This is a genomic window from Pseudarthrobacter sp. NIBRBAC000502771, from assembly GCF_006517215.1.
Lineage (GTDB): Bacteria > Actinomycetota > Actinomycetes > Actinomycetales > Micrococcaceae > Arthrobacter > Arthrobacter niigatensis.
The window spans coordinates 1,781,848-1,803,601 of sequence record NZ_CP041187.1 but is presented as its reverse complement, the minus strand read 5'-3'; the positions used below and the strand labels follow the sequence as shown (position 1 = coordinate 1,803,601).

Below are 21,754 nucleotides of genomic sequence, written 5' to 3'. Positions count from 1 at the left end.
CTATCAGATAGGGTCCCTAAAATGCGGTTATGGGGACCATATCTGATAGCACATCCCGCATTACGGTCTGCAATAACTGGGCAAGCAGCCGGCCGGCCCCGCAAATCCCTGTGAACCGCCTCACGCCAATGGCATAGGGTTGTTGCTAGAGGAAACTACATTCGTTTTAGAGCTTGAGAAGCGGGCATGGCCAAGCAGACTCCCTTTTTCCGATCCATCAGCCGTCTTTATCCGCATGTCCGGCCCATCCTTCCCAGGCTTGTGCTGGGGCTTCTCTGTGCCCTGCTGGCCAGCATCGTGGCGTTGACCATCCCCCAAGTACTGCGCGTCCTGGTCAATACCGCCCTTCAGCCAGGGGGTACCACAGAGGCGGTCTGGACCTCTGCAGGGGTCATCCTGGTGCTGGGCATCGCCGAAGCAGGACTGGTGGCCCTCCGCAGGCAGTTCGTCATCAACCCCGCAACCACGGTGGAAACCCGGATGCGGGTTTCACTCTACGACCACCTGCAGGAACTGACAGTTTCCTTCCACGACCGGTGGGGCTCCGGACAGCTGCTGTCCCGGGCCATGACGGACCTGAACTTCCTCCGGCGGTGGATGGCGTTCGGCGCCATCATGCTGGTGGTCACCACCCTTACCGTGGTGATCGGCATCGTTGCCATGTTTGCCATGAGTTGGCAGCTGGCCCTGATCTTCCTCGCCGCCGCCGTCCCCATCACCATCAACAGCTTCCGGTTCCGTACCCGGTTCAGCAAGGTTGCCCGGCGCAGCCAGGACCAGGCCGGCGACCTCGCCACCACCGTAGAGGAATCCGTCCACGGCATCCGAGTGCTCAAGGCGTTCGGGCGCAGCCGCGAAGCCCTGGAAAACTTCAACGAGCAGGCGGAGGAGCTTCGCCAGACGGAGATCGCGAAAGCGCGCCACCAGGCGACCTTCACCATGGTGGTCACCCTGCTCCCCGAACTGGCCCTCGGTGCCGGACTGGTGGTCGGCGTGATGTTGTGCGCCAGCGGCCAGCTCAGCATCGGCTCGCTGGTTGCATTCTTCGCCACGGCCGCGGTCATCGCCTCCCCCGTGGAATTCTCCGGCATGCTGCTGGCCATGGCACTCACTGCCAAGACCGCCGTCGACCGCCATTACGAGGTGATGGACACCCGCAACACCATCACCAGCCCGGCGGAACCACGGCGCCCAGGGCAGCCCGCCGGGGCGCTCCGTTTCACCAACGCAACCTTCGCTTTCGAAGACGCCCCGGACAAGCCGATCCTCAAGGACATCAACTTCGATGTCCGGCCCGGCGAGACGATGGCCCTGGTGGGCATCACTGGCAGCGGCAAGAGCGCGCTGATCCAGCTGGTTCCCCGCCTGTATGACGTCACGAGCGGCGCCATCAGCATTGACGGCATCGACATCAGGGACTTCGACGTGGAGGAACTGCGCAGCATGGTAGGGGTAGCTTTCGAGGACACCACGCTCTTTTCGAATTCGGTGCGGGACAACGTGCTGCTCGGCGCCCCGGTCCGCTCCGATGAGGTACTCGATGAAGCCCTCGACGTTGCCCAGGCCCATTTCGCCTACTCCCTGCCCCAGGGTGTGGACACTCTGATCGGCGAGGAAGGCCTGAGCCTGTCGGGAGGGCAGCGGCAGCGCATTGCCCTGGCGCGCGCCATCGCCGCCCGTCCGCGTGTCCTGGTCCTGGATGATCCCCTGTCCGCCCTGGACGTCCACACCGAGGAATTGGTGGAGGGACGCCTCCGGGAGGTCCTCAAGGACACCACCACCCTTATCGTCGCCCACCGGCCATCCACCGTGGCCCTCGCTGACCGGGTAGCACTGCTCGAAAACGGGCGGATCGCCGCCGTCGGAACCCACACCGAGCTGCTGGCCCGCAACCAGCACTACCGCTACGTCATCGCCAGCCTGGACCGGGAGCCGCGGGACCTGGACTCCGAACTGTCGGCACTTGAAGACCGGGCCGAGGAAGTGACCCGATGAGCGCCGCAGCGTTTGGCACAGCCAACGAGGACAACGCCCACCTCAGCAAGGCGGAGAGCCGCGCGGTACGACGCCGGTCGCTGGCCCTGCTGGGGTCGCTGATCCGTCCGGTGCGGGTACGGTTCTGGCTCACTATTGCCATGGTGGTGCTCTCCCAGGCTGCGCGCGTGGCGGGCCCGGCCCTGATCGCCTTCGGCATCGACCACGCCCTCCCCGCACTCCAGGCCGGCGACAACCTCCCGCTGGTGTTCACCGGCGTCGCCTACCTGCTGGCAGCAATTGCGACGGCGGGACTCACCGCCCTGTACGTCACCTCCACGGCGCGGCTCAGCCAGGCCATGCTGCTGGATCTCCGCGTCCGGGTTTTCCGGCACACCCAGCGGCTTAGCCTCGAGTTCCACGAGAAGTACACCTCCGGCCGCATCATCGCGCGGCAGACCTCTGACCTGGAGGCGCTGCGCGAACTCCTCGATTCGGGCGTCAGCTCCCTGGCCTCAGGCATGCTGTTCATGGCTTTCACCGCCGCCACCATCTTTGCGCTGGACTGGCGGAGTGGGCTGCTGGTGCTGGCCGCCGGCGTACCCATGTTCTTCCTGGCCCGCTGGTACCAGAAACACTCGCAGATCGCCTTCCGCGAATCACGCGTGGTCTCCGCCCGGCTGATCGTGCATTTCGTGGAAACCATGACCGGCATCCGTGCCGTGAAAGCCTTCCGTAAGGAGAAAGAGAACTCAGAGCGCTACGGGAAACTGGCTGAGGACTACCGGCAGGTGACCGTTCGATCCATCAACCTCAACGGGATCTTCCAGCCTGGCCTGGTGCTGATCGGCAACGTCTGCGTGGCAGTGGTACTGCTCTTCGGCGGATTCCGCGTTCTGGGCGGCGACCTCGCAGTCGGCGTGCTCCTGGCCCTCATCCTGTCCACCAAGCGGTTCTTCCAGCCCGTGGACCAGATGGCCATGTTCTATAACTCGTTCCAGAGCGCGCAGGCCGCCCTGGAGAAGGTTTCCGGGCTCCTCGAAGAGGTGCCCACGGTCCGGCCGCCCAAGAACCCTGTTGCCCTGCCTGCGGCCACGGGGCGGATCGACTTTAGCGGTGTCGAGTTCCGCTACGGTGACGGCCCCATAGTGGTTCCCGCGCTGGACCTCCACATCCCGGCCGGACAGACCGTGGCGCTGGTAGGCCAGACGGGCGCAGGAAAATCCACCCTGGCCAAGCTCATCGCCCGCTTCTACGACGTCACCTCCGGAACACTCACCCTGGACGGTGTGGATCTCCGCGACCTGGCCACTACCGACCTCCGCCGCAACATCGTCATGGTCACCCAGGAAGCCTTCCTGTTCAGTGGCTCCGTTGCCGACAACATCGCCCTGGGCCGTCCGGAAGCGTCCCGGGCCGAAATCGAAGAGGCCGCCAAGGCTGTGGGGGCGCACGAGTTCATCCTGGAACTCCCCGAGGGCTACGACACGGACGTCAACAAGCGCGGCGGCAGGGTCTCGTCCGGCCAGCGCCAGCTGATCAGCTTTGCCAGGGCCTTCCTGGCGCGGCCTGCGGTGCTGATTTTGGATGAGGCCACCTCTTCGCTGGACATCCCGTCCGAACGCCTGGTGCAGGCAGGGCTGGCCCGGCTGCTGGCCGGGACGGAGGCAGCACGGAGGACAGCGCTGATCATCGCCCACCGCCTGTCCACAGTGGAGACGGCGGACCGGGTGTTGGTAGTTCACGACGGACGGATCGTGGAAGACGGCACTCCCGACGAACTCATTGGCGGCGGCGGACGGTTCGCTGACCTCCACGGCGCGTGGAAGGATTCGCTGGTCTGAGGCTGCCGGCAGGGGGCCGACCTCAGGATTTCGCATCGGGACCCGGAATCGGCTATCCTTGTAAAGTTGCTTTTGCAGCGGATCGGGATGTAGCGCAGCTTGGTAGCGCGCTTCGTTCGGGACGAAGAGGTCGCAGGTTCAAATCCTGTCATCCCGACCATAACGGAAAGAGGGTCTCCAAACGGAGGCCCTCTTTTTTGCATCTCGATGTGGTTACGCCAGTTTCCCGCCGGCTTAAAAGGAACAGCCCCGGAGCTGTTGCTCCGGGGCCACCCTCGCCTCCTGTTATGAGGAAGCTATTTACGCCGGGTCAGGCCAGTTGCCAATGTAGGTGACGATGGAGGTGTCCGTGGTAGTAGTGGTCTTCTTGTCCTTCTTCGCCTTGGTGGAGGCGGGGTCAGGCCAGTTGCCAATAGCTACCGACGTACCCGAGTTATCGGCGATGGAACCTGCAGACAGAACGGCCGGAGCCGCCGCGGAAAAAGCCAGGGCCCCAGCCAAGGCGGCCGCGGTTGCAATCTTCTTCAACATATAAGTTCCTCAATACGAGTCGGATTCGTTACAAAGCCAGCACTGTCCTTGTTGACACACATTGTAAAATATTTTCCACAGGGGCTGTCAAGCATTCACAGGCCCAGCTGTCCAGAAGGAGGAAACGCGTGGGCAACGGATTCGGAGAAAAGCTCCGGGCGGAGCGCCTTGAGCGTGGACTGACACAGGCCGAGCTGGGCAAGGACCTGTATTCACCCAGCTACATCTCTTTGCTCGAGACCGGTCGGCGTGAACCGACAGCTGAAGTAATTGAGGAATTGGCCCGACGGCTGGAGTTGGCACCCAAGGCACTGGAGGCTTGGAGCCAACCCATTTCCGTGAGTGACGCCGAATACGTTCTGGCTGGGCTTTATGCCCGCCAAGCCTGGGATCTGCGGGATTATCCGTTGGCGGCAAGCCATGCAGCCACCGCCGCACAAATAGCGCTTGACGGTAAAAACACCAGCGCCTGGTGGAACATGACCTACATGCAGGCCGAGTGCCTCATGAAGCAGGGCGACCTGCCGGAGTGCCAGAAGATTATCGAACGCCTCCTGGAACACCCCATGGCGAGAGAGTCGGTTGGCCTGGGCGTTCGCGCCCTGCAGATGCTGGCCGCTGTTTGCCATGGCCAGGGCCAACTGGCACTCGCCGTGGACCATGCGCTTGAGGCCGTAAAGCTGTCGGTCAACCTTCCCAGGGGGTCCACGGTCCTCATTGGCGCGCACCGGATTCTCATTGGGGCCCTCGCCGAAAGCGGGCGGCTGGATGAAGCCTGGAAGTATTGCCAGGCCCTGCTGGAGCAGGTGGATGAGCACTCCATGTCCCAGCTCGCTGGCGAAGTCGCCTGGGTTGTCGGCAATGTCGCGTTCATGCGGCACGATTACACCGAAGGCGTCAAGCACCACGAGCGGGCAGCACGACTGCTCTCCCCCGCTAACGATATTGAGCTTTGGGCTCGGTTCAACAAGGCTTCCGCGGCCGTCCGTCTATCCTCTGGAATTGTGGAGCCGGAAACACTGGCAGCCATTGAACGTGCGGAGCTGGCATTCTCGATTGTCGGGGGGACCAAGAGCGACGAACTCGAAGTCGCCTTCATTCGCGCGCGCTGGCTCTACCTGACCGGGGACATCGTGGCCGCCGTCGAAAAGCTCCGTGAGATCCATGCTGAACGCGACGCCCTGGGCAAGCACACCGCCGGTGAAGTTTCACTTCTGCTTGGCAAGTCGCTGAAGGCCGCGGGGGAAACCGAAGAGGCTCTGGTGCACTTGGAGGAATCACGAAAGGCGTTCGCCGCAGCCGGCGCGCAGGACCGGGTCCAGCAGGCATTGGATGCAATCCTCGAAATCAACCTGGCACAGAAACGGGCGGCTTCGGCTTCCAAGGCCAGCTGACCAAAAAGCCGGGCAAACCCATTCACATGGTCTGCCCGGCTTTTGGTTAAATTTTAGGAAAAGGTCTTGCCGGTGATTTTCTCGTACGCCTCGACGTACCGGCTGCGGGTACGCTCAACCACATCTGCCGGCAGTGCCGGCGGCGGGGTGTCGGAGGACTTGTCCCACCCGGACTCGGGGGACGTCAGCCAGTCCCGGACGTACTGCTTGTCGTAGGACGGCTGCGCCTGGCCCGGCTTGTAGGTGGCAGCGTCCCAGAAGCGCGAGGAATCCGGGGTAAGCACCTCGTCGCCCAGGGTGATGGACCCGGAGACGGCGTCGTACCCGAACTCTACTTTGGTGTCGGCCAGGATGATGCCGCGCTCCCGGGCAATCTTTTCCGCCGTCGTGTAGATCTTCAGCGTCAGTTCGCTGAGGCGGGCGGCGATGTCGTCCCCTACCAGGGCCACCACGGCGTCGTAGGTGATGTTCTCGTCGTGCTCGCCGATCAAGGCCTTGGCCGACGGCGTAAAGATGGCGTGTTCCAGCCGCGACCCGTCCACCAGCCCTTCGGGCAGCGGGATGTTGCAGACCGTGCCGGAAGCCTTGTACTCCACCAGCCCGGAGCCGGTGAGGTAACCGCGTGCGATGCATTCCACTGGGAACATGTCCAGTTTCTTGCAGATCATGGCCCGGCCCTCAACCTCGGCAGGCACTCCGTCCTCGGCGGTGGAGCCCAGCACGTGGTGCTCAACGCCCAGCTGGTCGAACCACCAGAGGCTCAGCTGGGTGAGGATGCGTCCCTTGTCCGGGATTTCACTGGACAGCACATGGTCGTAGGCGCTGATGCGGTCGCTCGCCACCACCAGGACGCAGTCCTGCCCAAAGCGCTGGAGGACGGCTTCGTCGGCAGGCTCGTAGAGGTCGCGGACCTTGCCTGAATAGACGTGCGTCCAGCCGGGCAGGTCCAGGGTGTCGGTGGCGTAGCCGCGGTTCTCCGGAGTTTCAGTCATGTCAGGCCTTTGCTTTCAGGATGGGCATTGATCCCGTGGCCCCGTAGGGCACCTTGATTTCGCCGCGGGCGGCTTTGCGGGCAATGTCGCTGCGGAACTGGGAACCTTCCAGCTGAACCAGCTCCACACCGTCGTACGCCCGTTCGCGCGCCTCCACCAGGTCGCTGCCCAGGGCGACGACCGCCAGGACACGGCCTCCGGCGGAAACCACCTTGCCGTCCACGTCCAGGGCGGTTCCGGCGTGGATGACGTGCACACCGTCCAGGGCTTCCACCTTCTTAAGCCCGCGGATTCGGTCGCCCGTGCGGGGCTTGTCCGGATAGTTCTCGGAGGCAATGACGACGGCGACGGCGGTTTCCTTTGCCCAGCGCAGCTCTTCCGCCGTGTCCAGTTCGCCCTTGGCGGCTGCCATGAGCAGCGCACCCAGGGGCGTCTTGAGCCGGGCAAGGACGGCCTGCGTCTCCGGATCGCCGAAGCGGACGTTGAATTCGATGACCCGGGTGCCCCGCGAGGTCAGGGCCAGGCCAACGAAGAGCACACCGACGAAGGGCGTGCCGCGGCGGGCCATCTCGTTTACGGTGGGCTGGGCTACGCGGTCCAGGACTTCCTGCACCAGCCCTTCAGGCGCCCACTCAAGTGGCGTGTAGGCACCCATGCCACCGGTGTTGGGCCCTTCGTCGTTGTCAAAGATGCGCTTGAAGTCCTGGGCGGGCGAGAGCGCCACGGTGTTCTGGCCGTCGCAGAGGACAAAAAGGGATACCTCGGGGCCGTCCAGGAACTCCTCGATGACCACGGAGCCGCCGGCGTCAAAGCAGGACTGGGCGTGGGCCAGGGCTTCGTCGCGGTCACGGGTAACCACAACGCCTTTGCCGGCGGCCAGTCCATCGTCCTTGACCACGTAGGGGGCGCCAAAGGTGTCCAGGGCGGATGCCGCTTCCTCTGCGTTGGTGGCCACCAGGGCCATGGCAGTGGGCACGCCGGCCTCGGCCATGACTTCCTTGGCGAACGCCTTGGACGCCTCCAGCTGGGCTGCGGCCTTGCTGGGTCCGAAGACGGGGATGCCGGCCTCTCGGACAGCGTCGGACACACCGGCGGCCAGCGGCGCCTCGGGGCCCACCACCACCAGGTCCACGGCGAGCCGTGTGGCCAGTTCCGCAACCGCATCCGGGTCGTTGCCGTTGATGTTGTATGTGGGGACCAGCTTGCTGATGCCGGCGTTGCCGGGCGCCGCATGGACTTCGGACACGTTGGGGTCGGCAAGCAGGGAGCGGACAATGGCGTGTTCGCGGCCTCCGGGGCCTATGACGAGTACCTTCACAGTCTCCAAGGGTACTTTGTGCACCCTTTCGGCTCCTAAGCTGTGTCCTGGCCTGCCCGCCCGGTCAATCCGCGTGCCCGGCCGCTCCGAATAGTAAACATGACAAAGCTTCGAAACCGGATAACGGGCCCCGCCCCCATGGCCGCGCTGGCAGGCGTGGTGGCAGCCGCCGTCGTGCTTGCCGTTGCGGAGCTGATCGGAGCGTTCTTTACCGCCCGGGCAACGCCGCTGTTTGCCCTGGGCTCGACCTTCATTGATTTCACCCCGCCGTGGATGAAGGACTTTGCGATCGCCACGTTTGGCACCAACGACAAGGCCGCCCTCTTTGTGGGCATGGGCCTGACCATTGCGGTGCTGGCGTGCATCCTGGGAGTGGTGGCCTACCGGAAGTGGATGCTGGGCGTCCTCGGGGTGCTGTTCATGGGGGCCGTGATCGTGGCCAGTGTGGTGACCCGCGCGGGTGTGGGCCCGGCAGACGCCATCCCATCCGTGCTGGGAACGGTTGCCGGCCTGGTGGTCCTGCGCCGGCTCATGGTTCAGCTGTGGGGGCTGAAGAAGTGGCCTGAAGCACCGGCTGACCGGGCGCACGACGACGACGCCCGGCACCAGGGTGCGCGCACCAACCGCCGGCGCTTCTTTGCTGCTGCCGGGGTTACCGCGGTGGCTGCCGGCATCGCCGCCACTGGCGGCCGCCTCCTGGGTGCCGCCCGCAGCAACGTCACCAGGGCGCGCGAAGCACTCACGCTGCCCACGCCGGCAAAGGCGGCATCGCCCGTACCGGCCGGGGTACAGTCCCCTGTACCGGGCGTGACCCCGTGGCTGACACCCAACAACGACTTCTACCGCATCGATACTGCCCTGAGCATCCCGGAAATCAACATTGATGACTGGCAGCTCCGTGTTCACGGCCTCGTGGAGCAGGAAGTCACGCTCTCCTTCCAGGACCTGCTCGACGCGCAGCTTATCGAATCCCACGTGACCCTCACCTGCGTGTCCAACCCCGTAGGCGGCAACCTCGCCGGCAACGCCAAATGGTTGGGCCTCCCCATCCGCGATGTCCTGGCCCGGGCCAAGCCCAAGGATGGCGCAGACATGGTCCTGTCAAAGTCCATTGACGGCTTCAGTGCCTCCACTCCCCTGGAGGTCCTCCAGGATGGCAGGGACGCCATGCTGGCCATCGGCATGAATGGCGAACCGCTGCCGCTGGAGCACGGCTACCCGGTGCGGATGGTGGTTCCAGGGCTTTACGGGTTTGTTTCGGCCACCAAGTGGGTGGTGGACCTTGAAGTCACCCGGTTCGCCGACAACAAGGCGTACTGGACCAACCGTGGCTGGTCCGAACGTGGCCCCATCAAAACGATGGCGCGCGTGGACGTGCCCAGGTCCTTCGCGAAAGTAGCTGCCGGAAAGGTGGCCGTGGGTGGGACCGCCTGGGCGCAGACGCGGGGCATCGCTAAAGTGGAGGTCCAGATCGACAACGGTGCCTGGGCGGAAGCCACCCTGTCCGCCGAAGCGTCCACCGTAACCTGGCGCCAGTGGTCCTACGAATGGGACGCCGCCCCCGGCCCGCACTACATCAAGGTGCGCGCCACCGACGGCACCGGGCAGGTCCAGACTGACCAGCGCGCGGACCCGGTTCCGGACGGCGCCTCGGGCTGGCAGTCGGTGATGGTCACTGTCCAGTAGGCGGCTGGCCCCTAGACTGGCGGTATGCCCCACAATCCGCACGCAACCTTTACCGTGGACTCCGCCGTCGAACTGGCCGTGATCGAACGCAGCGGCTTTGTGGAGTCGCGGCACATCGGTTCCGCCGTCCTCCTGTCTGCCGACGGTTCGGTGGTTACGGAGCTTGGCGACATCAACACGCCCATCTTTGCCCGGTCCACGTTGAAGCCTTTCCAGGCCTTGGCGTCCATGCAGTCAGGGGTTCCGCTGCGCGGCGCCCAGGTGGCCATCGCCTGCGGAAGCCACACCGGATCCCTGGACCACATGGACGTGGTGGCGGGCATGCTCAAGGCTGCAGGGGTCCGTGAGGACCAACTGCAGTGCCCGGAGGCCTGGCCGCAGGACGAAACCGCCAGGAACTGGCTGGTCCGCTCTGAGAAGGGGAAGTCGCGGCTGGCGTTCAACTGTTCCGGGAAGCACGCCGCTTTCCTTTGGGCCTGCAAGGAAAACGGCTGGGACACCAACAGCTACCTGGAGCCGAACCACCCCCTGCAGCAGCGGGTCCGGAGCGTGATCGAGGAATACACCGACGAAAAGATTGCCCATCTGGGGATTGACGGCTGCGGGGCTCCGGTGGCTGCTGTTTCCCTCAAAGGCCTTGCCCGGGCATACTCGCAGCTGGCCAAAGCCCCGGGCGACCAACGCTTCAGCGCCCGGGCAGCCACCATTGCAACGTCGATGCTCGATTACCCCTGGGCCGTCCAAGGCCGCGGTGAAGCCAACACCCTGGTGATGGATGAGCTTGAAATCATCGCCAAAATCGGGGCCGAGGGAGTCCTTGCCATGGCCACGCCCCAGGGAGTTTCCGTGGCCGTTAAGATCCTGGACGGGAACATCCGGGCGACTTCCCTGGTGGCCCTGACCCTGCTCGCTGCCGCCGGGGCAGTCGAGATCCCAGGGGTCGCCAGCGCCCTGGAGAAGGTCGTGGAACCCGTGCTTGGCGGCGGCCATCCGGTGGGCAAGATCCGGTTGGGTCCGGCGGTGTCCGCGCTCCTCGACTGACTCCCTGTTTCCCTGCCGACGCAAAAGGAAGACTGAAAGCATGGCCGTAGCCCGCCGTCGTATTGACGTCCAGGAAGGCAAAGCAGCCCTGAAGGCGTGGCGCGAAGCCGCGCAACCGCCGTCGGATACTCCCGCTCCGCGGACCGTCCTGGCCACTGCCGTGCGGTACTCGCTGGAGGAGCTGACGGCGCGGGCCCCGGGGAATTCGGTTGAGGTGCGGGTGCCGCCGTTCGGCGTCACCCAGTGCGTGGAGGGGCCGCGGCACACACGCGGGACCCCGCCGAATGTCATTGAGTGCGACGCCGCCACCTGGCTTGAGATGGTCACCGGGCAGCTGGCGTGGGCGGAGGCGGTCAAGGCCGGCCGGGTTGCGGCATCCGGCCTGCGTGCGGACCTGTCGGCCGTGCTGCCCTTCTAGCCCGCGCTTTCCGGACGGTCAGCCCCTGCCGATGAACGGCATGCCCGCGGCCGTAACCACCACCGAGCCCACGCTGGCCGAGGCCGGCATGTTGGCCATCATCAGCACCGCGCGGGCCGCGTCCGCCACCGGGAACATCGGCTCGATCCTACGGCTGCCATCCGCCTGCAGCGCCCCTGAGCCGACGCCGATGGTGTCCATGATCTCCGTGGCCGTGTTGCCGATGTCGACCTGGCCGCACGTGATGCCGTAGCCGCGCCCGTCCAGTTCGATGCTCTTGGTCAGCCCGGTCATGGCGTGCTTGGTGACGGTGTAGGCCACGGTCCGTGGACGGGGCGAATGCGCGGAGATGGAGCCGTTGTTGATGATCCGGCCGCCCTGCGGTTCCTGCGCCTTCATGGCCCGTACGGCTGCGGCGGCACACAGCATGGATCCGGTGAGGTTAACGGCCAGGGTGGCGTTCCAGTCTTCCAGGCTGATTTCGTCCACGCTGGCCGCCGGACCAAAGACGCCGGCGTTGTTGAACAGCACGTCTATCCGTCCCCACTGTTGCCGGGCCGTCTCGAAAAGCCGTTCGACGTCGCCGGGCCGGGTGACGTCGCAGGGCACCACGAGCGTATCCGGGTTGCCGCCAGCGGTTTCCTTGAGCTGCGCCTCGCGGCGGCCGGCGAGTGCCACCCGGTAGCCGTCCGCCAGCATCTGCCGAGCGACTTCCCGTCCGATGCCTGACCCGGCCCCGGTGACCACAGCTACTCGTCTGTTTTGATTCGTAGTACTCACGATGCTCTCCTCGTTCGGGCAGTCATAATTGCATCGTACGGCCACGTCTTCCTAATCTCGAATGGCAAAAGTGTTTTCTCACAATACGAAAACACTGCCTAATGCTTTCAAAGACGAAAAGAGGCTGCCGTGGCTGCAGGAGAAGATACCTCCCATATCCTCAGCGGGTTGACTAACCAGCTGCCTGATCGTGATCCGGAAGAGACTGCCGAGTGGGTTGAGTCCCTGGACGCGTTGATCAGGGAACAGGGTACCGAGCGTGCCCAATACATCATGCGGAGCCTGCTGCAGCGCGCGGGCGCGCAGAGCGTGGGGGTGCCGATGGTGACCACCACCGATTACGTGAACACCATCCCGGTGGACCAGGAAGCGGCGTTCCCGGGCAACGAGGAGTTCGAGCGCCGCTACCGGGCGTACATGCGGTGGAACGCCGCGGTCATGGTGCACCGGGCGCAGCGGCCCGATATCGGGGTCGGCGGGCACATCTCCACCTACGCCGGGGCCGCGACCCTGTACGAGGTCGGGTTCAACCACTTCTTCCGCGGCAAGGACCACCCCGGCGGCGGGGACCAGGTCTTCTTCCAGGGCCACGCTTCCCCCGGCATGTACGCCCGGGCGTTCATGGAAGGCCGCCTCTCCGAGGAGGACCTGGACGGGTTCCGGCAGGAAAAGTCCCGCGAGGGCCACGCCCTCTCCTCCTACCCGCACCCGCGCCTGATGCCGCACTTCTGGGAATTCCCCACCGTGTCCATGGGCATCGGGCCGATGAACGCGATCTACCAGGCACAGAACAACCGCTACCTGCACAACCGGGGCCTGAAGGACACCTCGGACCAGCAGGTCTGGGCGTTCCTGGGCGACGGTGAAATGGACGAGCCCGAGTCCCGCGGCCTGCTCCAGCTCGCAGCGAACGAGAACCTGGACAACCTGAACTTCGTGATCAACTGCAACCTCCAGCGCCTCGACGGCCCGGTCCGCGGCAACGGCAAGATCATGCAGGAACTCGAAGCGTTCTTCCGCGGCGCGGGCTGGAACGTGATCAAGGTCGTCTGGGGCCGGGAATGGGACGACCTGCTCACCCGCGACACCGACGGCTCGCTCGTGAAGATCATGAACGAAACCGTCGACGGGGACTACCAGACCTACAAGGCCGAGTCCGGCGGGTTCGTCCGCGAACACTTCTTCGGCAAGACCCCGCAGACCAAGGACCTCGTCGCGGACCTCACCGACGACCAGATCTGGAACCTCAAACGCGGCGGCCACGACTACCGCAAGGTCTACGCCGCCTACAAAGCCGCCACCGAATTCAAGGGCAAACCCACCGTCATCCTCGCCCACACCGTCAAGGGCTACGGCCTCGGACCGCACTTCGAGGGCCGCAACGCGACACACCAGATGAAGAAGCTCACGGTGGCGGATCTTAAGGACTTCAGGGATTACCTGCGCATTCCCATTTCGGATGAACAACTCGACGCCGACCCGTACCGGCCTCCCTACTACCACCCGGGCTTCGATGCACCCGAGATCGCCTACCTTCTTGAACGGCGGAGCGCATTGGGCGGCTTTGTTCCCGAACGCCGCGGCGGAGACGGGTCTGTTGATCTTCCGGAGGCCAAGTCCTACGAGGTGGCCAAGCGTGGCTCGGGCAAGCAGATGGCCGCAACCACCATGTCTTTCGTGCGCCTGCTCAAGGATCTGCTCCGCGACAAGAAGTTCGGGAACCGGATTGTGCCCATCGTGCCGGATGAGTCACGCACGTTTGGCATGGATGCGTTCTTCCCCACCGCGAAGATCTACAGCCCGGCCGGGCAGAACTACCTGTCGGTGGACCGGGACCTGGTCCTGGCCTACAAGGAATCCCCCGCCGGGCAGCTGATCCACCCCGGCATCAACGAAGCCGGCGCCGTGGCAGCCTTCACCGCCGCCGGAACCTCCTACGCCACCCATGGCGTCCCCCTGGTCCCGGTCTACGTGTTCTACTCCATGTTCGGCTTCCAACGCACCGGCGACGCCTTCTGGGCCGCCGGCGACCAAATGACCCGCGGCTTCATCATCGGCGCCACCGCAGGACGGACCACGCTCACCGGCGAAGGCCTCCAGCACGCCGACGGCCACTCCCCCCTCCTGGCCTCTACCAACCCCGCCGTCCTCACCTACGACCCCGCCTATGGCTACGAAATCGGACACATCGTCCGCTCCGGCCTGGAACGGATGTACGGGCCGGACTCCACGGACAAAAACGTCATGTACTACCTCACCGTGTACAACGAACCCATCATCCAGCCCGCAGAACCCGAGAACCTCGACGTCGAAGGCGTCATCAAGGGCATCTACCTCCTCGCCCCGGCCAAGATCGACGGTCCCCGCACCCAGATCCTCGCCTCCGGCGTCTCCGTGCCCTGGGCCATCGAAGCCCAACGCGTCCTCGCCGACGACTGGAACGTCTCCGCCGACGTCTGGTCCGTGACCTCCTGGAACGAACTGCGCCGCGACGGCCTCGCCGCCGAAGAAGAAGCCTTCCTCAACCCCGGCCAACCCGCCCGCGTCCCCTTCGTCACCCAGCAACTCGAAGGCGCCACCGGCCCCATCGTCGCCGTCTCGGACTACATGAAAGCCGTCCCCGACCAGATCCGGCAATTCATCCCCAACGAATACGCCACCCTCGGCGCCGACGGCTTCGGCTTCTCCGACACCCGCGCAGCAGCCCGCCGCTACTTCAAAAACGACACCCACTCCATCGTGGTGAAAGTGCTCCAACTGCTCGCGGCAAGGGGTGAAGTAGAGGCGGACGCGCCGTCGTACGCCATGGACCGCTACAAGCTGCTGGACGTCAACGCGGGCACCACCGGCGGCGCAGGTGGCGACACCTGAGCCTTCCTCCCATAGGGTGCAGCTATGGGTGACAGTAGCGGGACCGGTTCAGCGGGGATGAGGACCACCGGCGTGGTGCTCGCCGCGGGGGCGGGCACGCGCCTGGGCCTGGGCCCGAAAGCCCTGCTTCCGTTCCGTGGACGGCCACTTGTTGAGGCCGTTGCGGGAGCCCTGCTCGACGGCGGCTGCCGTGACGTGGTGGTGGTCCTCGGTGCAGGTGCGGCCGAGGTTGAAGCGTCCGCGAGGCTGGACGGCTGCCATGTCCTGGCCAACCCCGAGTGGGAGTCTGGAATGGGCAGTTCCTTCCTGCTCGGCGACCACGCCGCGGATGCGGCGGATCACCTCCTGATCGCCCTGGTCGATCAGCCGGGCCTGACCCCGGCGACGGTTCAGCGGCTCTTGGCCCGGCATCAGCCGGGCCGGATCACCGCCGCCGCGTACCGCCGCCGTGATTCCAACGACGACAGCTGCGCGGGCCTCCGCCGCGGGCACCCCCTGGTCATCGACGCCTCCCTGCGCGGCGCCGTGTGCGCGACGGTGACGGGCGATGCCGGAGCGCGTAGTTTCCTGCGCGCCCACCCGGATCTGGTGGACGACGTGGACTGCAGCGACCAGTCCACCGGCGAGGACGTAGATACGCCGGACCAGCTGGGTCTGCTCCGCTAGCACCCCGGCTCCACCAGCAGCAGACCTCGAATAGCAGAGCCGGCCTCCCGTAGCGGCATAATCAGGCGTGGGCACGCAGGAAGCGCGCAAGGGCATCTTCCCAGGGGGAAGCACCATGGCGAACGAGATCGATGCTGCCGTGCCACTTTCTGTCCGGCCGCTTTCCGTGCGGCCAGTGGGTAGGTTCCCAGTCTTGGTGTTCGCTTTGATAGTGGCGGCCTGTGGGTGAGGTCCAGCCGGGTGGGTCGTTCTTGGTGGCCGGGGTGGGTTTCCAGCCGGTGGCGTGTCGGAGTTTGTGGTGTTTCGGGCACGGCTGTCCCAGGTTGCTGATTCCGGTGGTGCCGCCCTTGGCCCAGGCGAGGATGTGATCGGCATCGTTGTCCAGGGAGTTGTTGCTGCACCCCGGGAACGGACACTTCCCGTCCCGCATCCGCAACCACGCCCGCATCGGACCTGTGACCCGGTAACTCGTCCGGCCGATCTCCAACGGGGCCCCGTCCCGCGGATCCACCAACACCCGGTAAAACGATCCGGCCCCGTTTGCGACCAGTCCCCGTGCCATCGACGGCGGAATGGGACCGTACCCGTCCAGCACCGCCGGCTCGTCCGTCAGGCCGAGCAGCGAGAACACCGGAACCGTGACCAGCACCTGCGCCCGGACCGGCGACAGCACACGGTCCCGGACAGCACCCACACGTTCGCTGGGGCTGCCGCCTGCACCCGCACCGCCGGTGGAGCTGCCGCTCGCGCCTTCGGTCAAACCGCGACTGCCGCTTGCACGGGTGTCGCTGGCGCCGGTGCCGTCGGTGAGGATCGCGTCGGCGAAGGTGTCGGCCCGGAGCTGGGTCAGGGTCCTGCCCTCGCCGGGGCCCTGCAGGCCCCGGGCGGTCGCGGTGAGCCGGTTCCACCCCGCCAGGGCCTGGTCCGCGGGAAGATACGCGGAGAGCCAGGCCATCCCGTCCTGGTCCGCCCGGAACTCCACCCGCCGCTCCGCGACCCCATTGGCGTGGCGTGCCTCGATGCTCTCGGCGTGGTGGCGTTCCCGCCAGGTCCGGGCCTTGGCCTTGAACCGGTGCGCCGGCAACGCACCCACCGGGCAGCCCCGCGCCGGGTCCGCGGCGCCCGGGTCCAGGAAATGGGCTTCCAACGCCGCCGCCCCCGCAGCATCAAGGCAGGCTGTCTCGTCCGCCATCACCACCGCGTGGCCCCAGGAGATCACCCCGGCCTGCAACGCCGACAAGGTCAGCGGCAACGTGGCAACAACGGCGTGCGAGGCCGTCAGGAACGACGACGCGGCCCGCGGACCCAGAGCCAACACGCACCCGATCTCCGCCGCGACCGCCATCTCCTGCGCACGCACCGGCACATCCGGCCCCGCAACCACGTCGGCGCTCTCCGCGTACGTCACCGCAGCCCTGGCCTTCAGGCCAGCGAACCCGGCCTCGACCTCCCGGGCACCGGCCAGAATGTCCAGGCACCCAGCCGCCACACCAGCCAACGGATCAGCCGCAGAAAACGGCTCCACACCAGCCGCGTCCACCTCAGCATTCAGCACAGCCAGGGCAGCACAGATCTCCCCAAACGCCCTCACCACCGCCGCTTTCCCCATAAACCCATCATGACAAGGGGGTACGACAATCAAGATCCATAACGGAGAATTCAGCTCAGGCCGGCATCCCACGCTCCAGCAACTGCTCCAGCCCTTGCTTGAAACCGGACCTGCCACCGTGGGCGGGATGCCGGATCTTCGGTACGTCCAGCCCGCTCCGCCGCAGGCTGTGCTGGGCCACGTTGCCCACCGCCACAAGGGAATCGATGCCGAAGAGAGCCGCAAGATCCTGCCAGAAAGGCGTGCCCAGCTTGGTCTCGGAGGTCTTGGGCGTGCGGTTGGAGGACGGCTTGTCCGGCTGGTGCGGGTGCCAGGGAAAAGCACTCCACAGCAAAGGCAGAATACCCACCTCTTCCAGGACCTGCCACAGCACCGTAGCCGTAGGTTCCGCGGCCACCCCCGCAGCTTCGGGCGGCAGCACATAGCCTTTGCCAGGGCCGAAAAGCCCGAAGCTGTTGGCGGGCCCTCCGAGGATGACTCTGTTGGTGAAGGGCACCCCGGTAATCCGCATGCCCCGGAATCCGGGCGCCTCCCCCACCAGCAGTACCTTGGGCCGGCGGTCCAGCATCTCCTGCAGGTAGAGCTCCAGGTTGTGCCGGCGGATAGCATTCGCCGGAACCGCATGGTTGAAGAAGTTGGTGCAGGCAGGCCCCACTTCCACGGCCGCCAGCCGTTCCACAAAGTCGCTGACAGAGCCGGTCACCGGCATGCTCCCGGGGCAACCGGCTACCAGCGCGGGTGGATGGCCTCACGGAAGTAGTGGTCGTAGATCCAGCGGACGCCTTCGTCGAACTCCTGCCCAACGCTGACCGCTGCCGCAGCAGCGTTTGACTGTGCCTGTTCCACGTTGCGGGCTCCGGGGATCACGGTGCTGACACCGTCCTGCGCGGAGATCCAGGCGATGGCCGCCTGTGCGGTAGTGGCGCCCTCGGGCACCAGCTGCTCGAACTCCTTGACCGCCTTGAGGCCCAGCTCGTAGTCCACCCCGGAGAAGGTCTCCCCGACGTCGAAGGCCTCGCCCTTGCGGTTGTAGTTCCGGTGGTCGTTCTCGGCGAACGTGGTCTCCTTGGAGTACTTGCCGGACAGCAGGCCCGAGGCCAGCGGAACGCGGGCGATGATGCCCACCCCTGCGGCCTTTGCCGCCGGGAGGACTTCATCCAGGGGCTTGAGCCGGAAGGCGTTCAGGATGATCTGTACCGACGCGGTTCCCTCGTGGCGGATGGCTTCCAGGGCCTCGTCGCTCCGTTCCACGGACACACCGTAGTTGCGGATGGCACCTTCGGCCACAAGGGTGTCCAATGCGTCGTACACCTCGTTGTTGCTGTAAACAGGCGTGGGCGGGCAGTGCAGCTGGACCAGGTCCAGGGTGTCCGTGCCCAGGTTCTTCCGGGACCGGTCAACCCACTGGCGGAAGTTGGCCAGGGTGTAGTTCTCGGGGCGCTGTTCCATCCGGCGGCCCATCTTGGTGGCAACCGTGACACCGAGGCGCGGGTTGTCCTTCAGGAACTTCCCGATGGCCTGCTCACTCTTGCCGTCGCCATAAACATCGGCGGTGTCAAAGAAGGTGACCCCCGCTTCCACCGAGGCCGCCAGGATGGCCTGCGCCTGGGCCGGGTCCACGTTGCCCCAGTCCGCGCCGAGCTGCCAGGTACCGAGCCCGACGACGGAGACGCTGCGTCCGGTCTTGCCTAAAATCCGCTGTTCCATCCCCCGACTATATGCAACGATGCAACCCGGGGTCAGATCCGACCCCGGGTTGCATCCTGACAAGCGGAAGTGTGACCTGCCACCGGCCTAGGTCGGAACGTGGTCCAGCCTGCGCACCAGCCCCGTCTCCTTCAGCCCCAGGTAGAGCCGGTCACGGGCGATCGGCAGGGACGCGAACCGCACTCCCGTCGCGTTCCGGATGGCGTTGGCGAGCGCCGGAGCTACCGGATTGAACGGGCTTTCGCTCATCGATTTCGCCCCCAATGGCCCCATCTTGTCGTTCGTGTCCGCGAAGTACACCTCACTGCGCGGAACGTCCGCGAAAGTAGGAATGTGGTACTGCCGGAGGATGTCCGTGGTGACCTTGCCGGCGTCGTCCACCACCACTTCCTCATACAGCGTGGCACCCAGGGCCTGGGCGATTCCGCCTTCGATCTGGCCGCGGCACTGGCGCGGGTTGACCACCACCCCGGCGTCGGCGGCCTGCACGCTTTGCAGGATCTTCAGCTCGCCGGTACCGCGGTTCACCGCCACCCGGAAGCCGTGCACGTTGAAGGCTACCGAGCGCGGCGTACCGCCCCAACGGCCCTCGGCAACAAGTTCGACGCCGGCATCCGCGGCCGCCTGCGCCAGTTCAGCCAGTGCCACGGGGGTCCCGTCGACCACCACGGCGCCGCCCTCGAGGACGCAGGCCGAAGCCTGGGTCTGCCGGATCCCGGCGGCAAAGGCGCGGATGCGGACAGCCAGCTCTTCCGCCGCTGCCAGGGTCGCCTTGCCGGCCACCACGGTGCCGGCGGACCCGAATGCACCGGTATCGTGCTCCACCAGGTCGGTGTCGGACTGCCGCACCCCCACCCTGGACGCTTCCGTCGAGAGGGCGGTAGCGGCAAGCTGGGCGTGCACCGTGGTGGTGCCGTTCCCGAACTCGGCGGTCCCGACGTCGGCCTGGTACGTCCCGTCCGGCAGGAGCCGTACGTGGGAGTGGGCAAAGTGGCCGCGCGGCGGGACAGTGTCGATCATGGACAGGGCGGCGCCTTCGCCCACCATCCAGTCGGGCCCAAGATCGGCCAGGCCTGCATCCCGGTAACGTGCCTTGCCGCGGTTCAGGGCGTCCCGGACCAGGTTGAGGCACTGGTCCAGTCCGTAGCTGCCGTAGTGGACGTCCTCTTCCGGATCCGGCCGGGTGGACAACATGTGGTCGCCCTCGCGGACCATGTTCCGGCGCCGGAATTCCAGTGGATCCATGCCAATCCCGGCGGCGAGCTCGTCCATGGCGGATTCGATGGCGAAGATCATCTGGCTCAGCCCATACCCGCGGAATGCACCGGACGGCACGGTGTGGGTGTACACCGAGTGCGCGTCCACTTTCTTGTTGGCGCAGTTGTACACGGCCAGGGATTCGCCGCAGCCGTGGAACATGACGCCAGGGCCGTGGTTGCCGTAGGCGCCGGTGTTGGTCACGACGTCCAGCTCGAGCGCGGTCAGCCGCCCTTCCCTGCTGGCACCGGCCTTCAGCTTGATGGTGAACGGGTGGCGGGTGGTGGTGGCGGTAAACTGCTCGGCGCGGGTCAGTTCCAGCTGGACCGGCCGCTGCAGCTTGAGGGCCGCAAGCGCCACGAGGTCCTCGGTGAGGACTTCCTGCTTGCCGCCAAATCCTCCGCCGACCCGGCCGGCCACCACATGCACTTTGTCTTCCGGGAGGCCAAATACCCGGCACAGTGTCCTGCGGACCAGGAAAGGGACCTGGCTGGACGTGCGGACCTGAAGCCGGCCCTCGTCATCCACCGAGGCGATTGCCGCGTGCGTTTCCAGCGCCACGTGCTGCACCCGCTGGGTTTGGTAGGTCTGTTCGTGGATAAAGTCAGCGGCAGCGAAGCCGTCAGCTACGCTTCCCAGCTCCGAGTGGAGTTCCGCGACCACGTTGCCGTCCGGCCGGGCAATGCGGGACGCGCTGCCGTCCTTGTCACCATGGACCAGGGGCGCGCCGGGAAGCAGGGCCTCCTGCGGCGAGAAGACCGCCGGAAGTTCCTCATAGTCAACCGTCAGCGCCCGCACTCCGGCTTCTGCGGCATCCACCGATTCTGCGACGACGGCGGCAACCCGCTGCCCGATGAAGCGCACCACGTCGTCCAACACCCGCGTATCGTCCGGGTCGTCGGTGAAGAGCTCGTGCTGGGCCGTGGAGAACAGCTGCTCCGGCGCGTCCGCATGGGTGAAGACCGCCACCACGCCCGGAATCTTCAGGGCAGCATCCGCATCTATGGACACCACCCGGGCGTGCGCGTGCGGCGAACGCAGGATCTTCAGGTGCAGCAGTGCCTGCTGCTGGTCCCTTGGGAGGTCCAGGGTGTAGCGGGCGGCGCCGGTGACCACTGCCCGGCTGGCAGGTGCAGGGACGTCGTCGCCCAGCCGGCCCTGCACCGGATCAGGCTGCCCCTCCCCCGCGATGCCTGAGCCCGGCCCGTCGGGATCAGGGTGCCCGGGATGTCCGCATACCGCATCGCCGATGGCGCGGTAACCGGTACAGCGGCAAAGGTTGCCCTTGAGGCTCCGGGGCAGGTTCTCCCTTTGCTTCTCGTCGAACGTCGCCGCGGTCATCACCATGCCTGCGGTGCAGAAGCCGCACTGGAAGCCCTGGCGTTCCATGAACTGCTGCTGGACCGGGTGCAGCTGCCCCTCGGGACCACCAGCGGCGGCTGCCAGCCCCTCGATGGTAGTGACCGAGTGCCCCTCGGCGCGGACGGCGGGATAGATGCAGCTGTGGACCGGGGTCCCGTCCACGTGCACGGTGCAGGCGCCGCAGTCCCCGCCGTCGCAGCCCTTCTTCACGCCGGTGTTGCCCTGTTCGCGCAGGAAGGTACGCAGGCATTGCCCCGGGCGGGGGTCCGCGCCGGCAGGTGTTCCGTTAATTTCGATGGCCATC

16 protein-coding genes and 1 tRNA gene are annotated in these 21,754 nt (G+C 66.0%); 9 read left to right on the top strand and 8 right to left on the bottom strand.

The window, feature by feature from the left end; translation table 11 throughout:
* Positions 1 to 186 precede the first annotated feature (186 nt).
* From NIBR502771_RS08420 to NIBR502771_RS08410, 3 genes are all read left to right on the top strand, one after another.
* A complete protein-coding gene (locus tag NIBR502771_RS08420; protein ID WP_141159359.1) occupies positions 187 to 1,995 on the top strand; it encodes an ABC transporter ATP-binding protein in 1,809 nt (602 codons plus the stop codon).
* The gene (locus tag NIBR502771_RS08415; RefSeq protein ID WP_141159358.1) at positions 1,992 to 3,818 is read left to right on the top strand and encodes an ABC transporter ATP-binding protein; all 1,827 of its coding nucleotides are present in this window, start codon (positions 1,992 to 1,994) and stop codon (positions 3,816 to 3,818) included. The genes NIBR502771_RS08420 and NIBR502771_RS08415 overlap by 4 nt, the downstream gene beginning before the upstream one ends.
* An 83-nt stretch (positions 3,819 to 3,901) precedes the next feature.
* Positions 3,902 to 3,978, top strand: a tRNA-Pro gene (locus NIBR502771_RS08410).
* Between the two features lie 140 nt (positions 3,979 to 4,118).
* Here the strand turns inward: NIBR502771_RS08410 and NIBR502771_RS08405 are convergent.
* On the bottom strand, positions 4,119 to 4,349 hold the full coding sequence (locus NIBR502771_RS08405; protein ID WP_141159357.1) for a hypothetical protein: 231 nt from the start codon (positions 4,347 to 4,349) through the stop codon (positions 4,119 to 4,121).
* Positions 4,350 to 4,477: 128 nt separating this feature from the next.
* Here NIBR502771_RS08405 and NIBR502771_RS08400 point away from each other — a divergent pair, with 128 nt between their 5' ends.
* Positions 4,478 to 5,743, top strand: coding sequence for a helix-turn-helix transcriptional regulator (locus NIBR502771_RS08400; protein WP_141159356.1), 1,266 nt, complete (start codon positions 4,478 to 4,480; stop codon positions 5,741 to 5,743).
* A gap of 53 nt (positions 5,744 to 5,796) precedes the next feature.
* Here NIBR502771_RS08400 and NIBR502771_RS08395 read toward each other — a convergent pair whose 3' ends face one another.
* Positions 5,797 to 6,735: a phosphoribosylaminoimidazolesuccinocarboxamide synthase gene (locus tag NIBR502771_RS08395; RefSeq protein WP_141159355.1), complete on the bottom strand. Its 939-nt coding sequence runs from the start codon at positions 6,733 to 6,735 to the stop codon at positions 5,797 to 5,799.
* A gap of 1 nt (position 6,736) precedes the next feature.
* On the bottom strand, positions 6,737 to 8,053 hold the full coding sequence (purD, locus tag NIBR502771_RS08390; protein WP_141161467.1) for a phosphoribosylamine--glycine ligase: 1,317 nt from the start codon (positions 8,051 to 8,053) through the stop codon (positions 6,737 to 6,739).
* 99 nt (positions 8,054 to 8,152) lie between these two features.
* Here purD and NIBR502771_RS08385 point away from each other — a divergent pair, with 99 nt between their 5' ends.
* Genes NIBR502771_RS08385 through NIBR502771_RS08375 form a run of 3 tightly spaced genes read left to right on the top strand, consistent with a single transcriptional unit; the run spans position 8,153 to position 11,198 of the window.
* Complete coding sequence (locus tag NIBR502771_RS08385; RefSeq protein ID WP_141159354.1) at positions 8,153 to 9,739, top strand: molybdopterin-dependent oxidoreductase; 1,587 nt, start codon at positions 8,153 to 8,155, stop codon at positions 9,737 to 9,739.
* 24 nt (positions 9,740 to 9,763) lie between these two features.
* On the top strand, positions 9,764 to 10,780 hold the full coding sequence (locus NIBR502771_RS08380) for an asparaginase (RefSeq protein WP_141159353.1): 1,017 nt from the start codon (positions 9,764 to 9,766) through the stop codon (positions 10,778 to 10,780).
* Between the two features lie 40 nt (positions 10,781 to 10,820).
* Positions 10,821 to 11,198 carry a sterol carrier family protein gene (locus NIBR502771_RS08375; protein WP_141159352.1) on the top strand — a complete coding sequence of 126 codons (378 nt, stop codon included), beginning with the start codon at positions 10,821 to 10,823 and terminating at the stop codon, positions 11,196 to 11,198.
* Between the two features lie 18 nt (positions 11,199 to 11,216).
* Here NIBR502771_RS08375 and NIBR502771_RS08370 read toward each other — a convergent pair whose 3' ends face one another.
* Complete coding sequence (locus NIBR502771_RS08370; RefSeq protein WP_141159351.1) at positions 11,217 to 11,978, bottom strand: SDR family oxidoreductase; 762 nt, start codon at positions 11,976 to 11,978, stop codon at positions 11,217 to 11,219.
* Between the two features lie 129 nt (positions 11,979 to 12,107).
* On the opposite strand from NIBR502771_RS08370, the gene aceE reads away from it, so the two are divergent.
* Positions 12,108 to 14,849 (top strand): pyruvate dehydrogenase (acetyl-transferring), homodimeric type, encoded by a 2,742-nt coding sequence (gene aceE, locus NIBR502771_RS08365; protein WP_141159350.1) that lies wholly within the window; start codon positions 12,108 to 12,110, stop codon positions 14,847 to 14,849.
* Positions 14,850 to 14,873: 24 nt separating this feature from the next.
* Positions 14,874 to 15,515, top strand: coding sequence for a nicotine blue oxidoreductase (gene nboR / locus NIBR502771_RS08360; RefSeq protein ID WP_141159349.1), 642 nt, complete (start codon positions 14,874 to 14,876; stop codon positions 15,513 to 15,515).
* A gap of 61 nt (positions 15,516 to 15,576) precedes the next feature.
* On the opposite strand, the gene NIBR502771_RS08355 is transcribed toward nboR, so the two are convergent.
* The 4 genes from NIBR502771_RS08355 to NIBR502771_RS08340 all read right to left on the bottom strand — a co-directional run bounded on the left by NIBR502771_RS08355 (position 15,577) and on the right by NIBR502771_RS08340 (position 21,753).
* A complete protein-coding gene (locus NIBR502771_RS08355) occupies positions 15,577 to 17,124 on the bottom strand; it encodes an HNH endonuclease signature motif containing protein (RefSeq protein ID WP_141159348.1) in 1,548 nt (515 codons plus the stop codon).
* A 55-nt stretch (positions 17,125 to 17,179) separates the two neighbouring features.
* The gene (locus NIBR502771_RS08350) at positions 17,180 to 17,833 is read right to left on the bottom strand and encodes a uracil-DNA glycosylase (RefSeq protein ID WP_141159347.1); all 654 of its coding nucleotides are present in this window, start codon (positions 17,831 to 17,833) and stop codon (positions 17,180 to 17,182) included.
* A gap of 17 nt (positions 17,834 to 17,850) precedes the next feature.
* A complete protein-coding gene (locus NIBR502771_RS08345) occupies positions 17,851 to 18,831 on the bottom strand; it encodes an aldo/keto reductase (RefSeq protein WP_141159346.1) in 981 nt (326 codons plus the stop codon).
* Positions 18,832 to 18,918: 87 nt separating this feature from the next.
* Complete coding sequence (locus NIBR502771_RS08340) at positions 18,919 to 21,753, bottom strand: molybdopterin-dependent oxidoreductase (protein WP_141159345.1); 2,835 nt, start codon at positions 21,751 to 21,753, stop codon at positions 18,919 to 18,921.
* Between the last annotated feature and the right edge of the window lies 1 nt (position 21,754).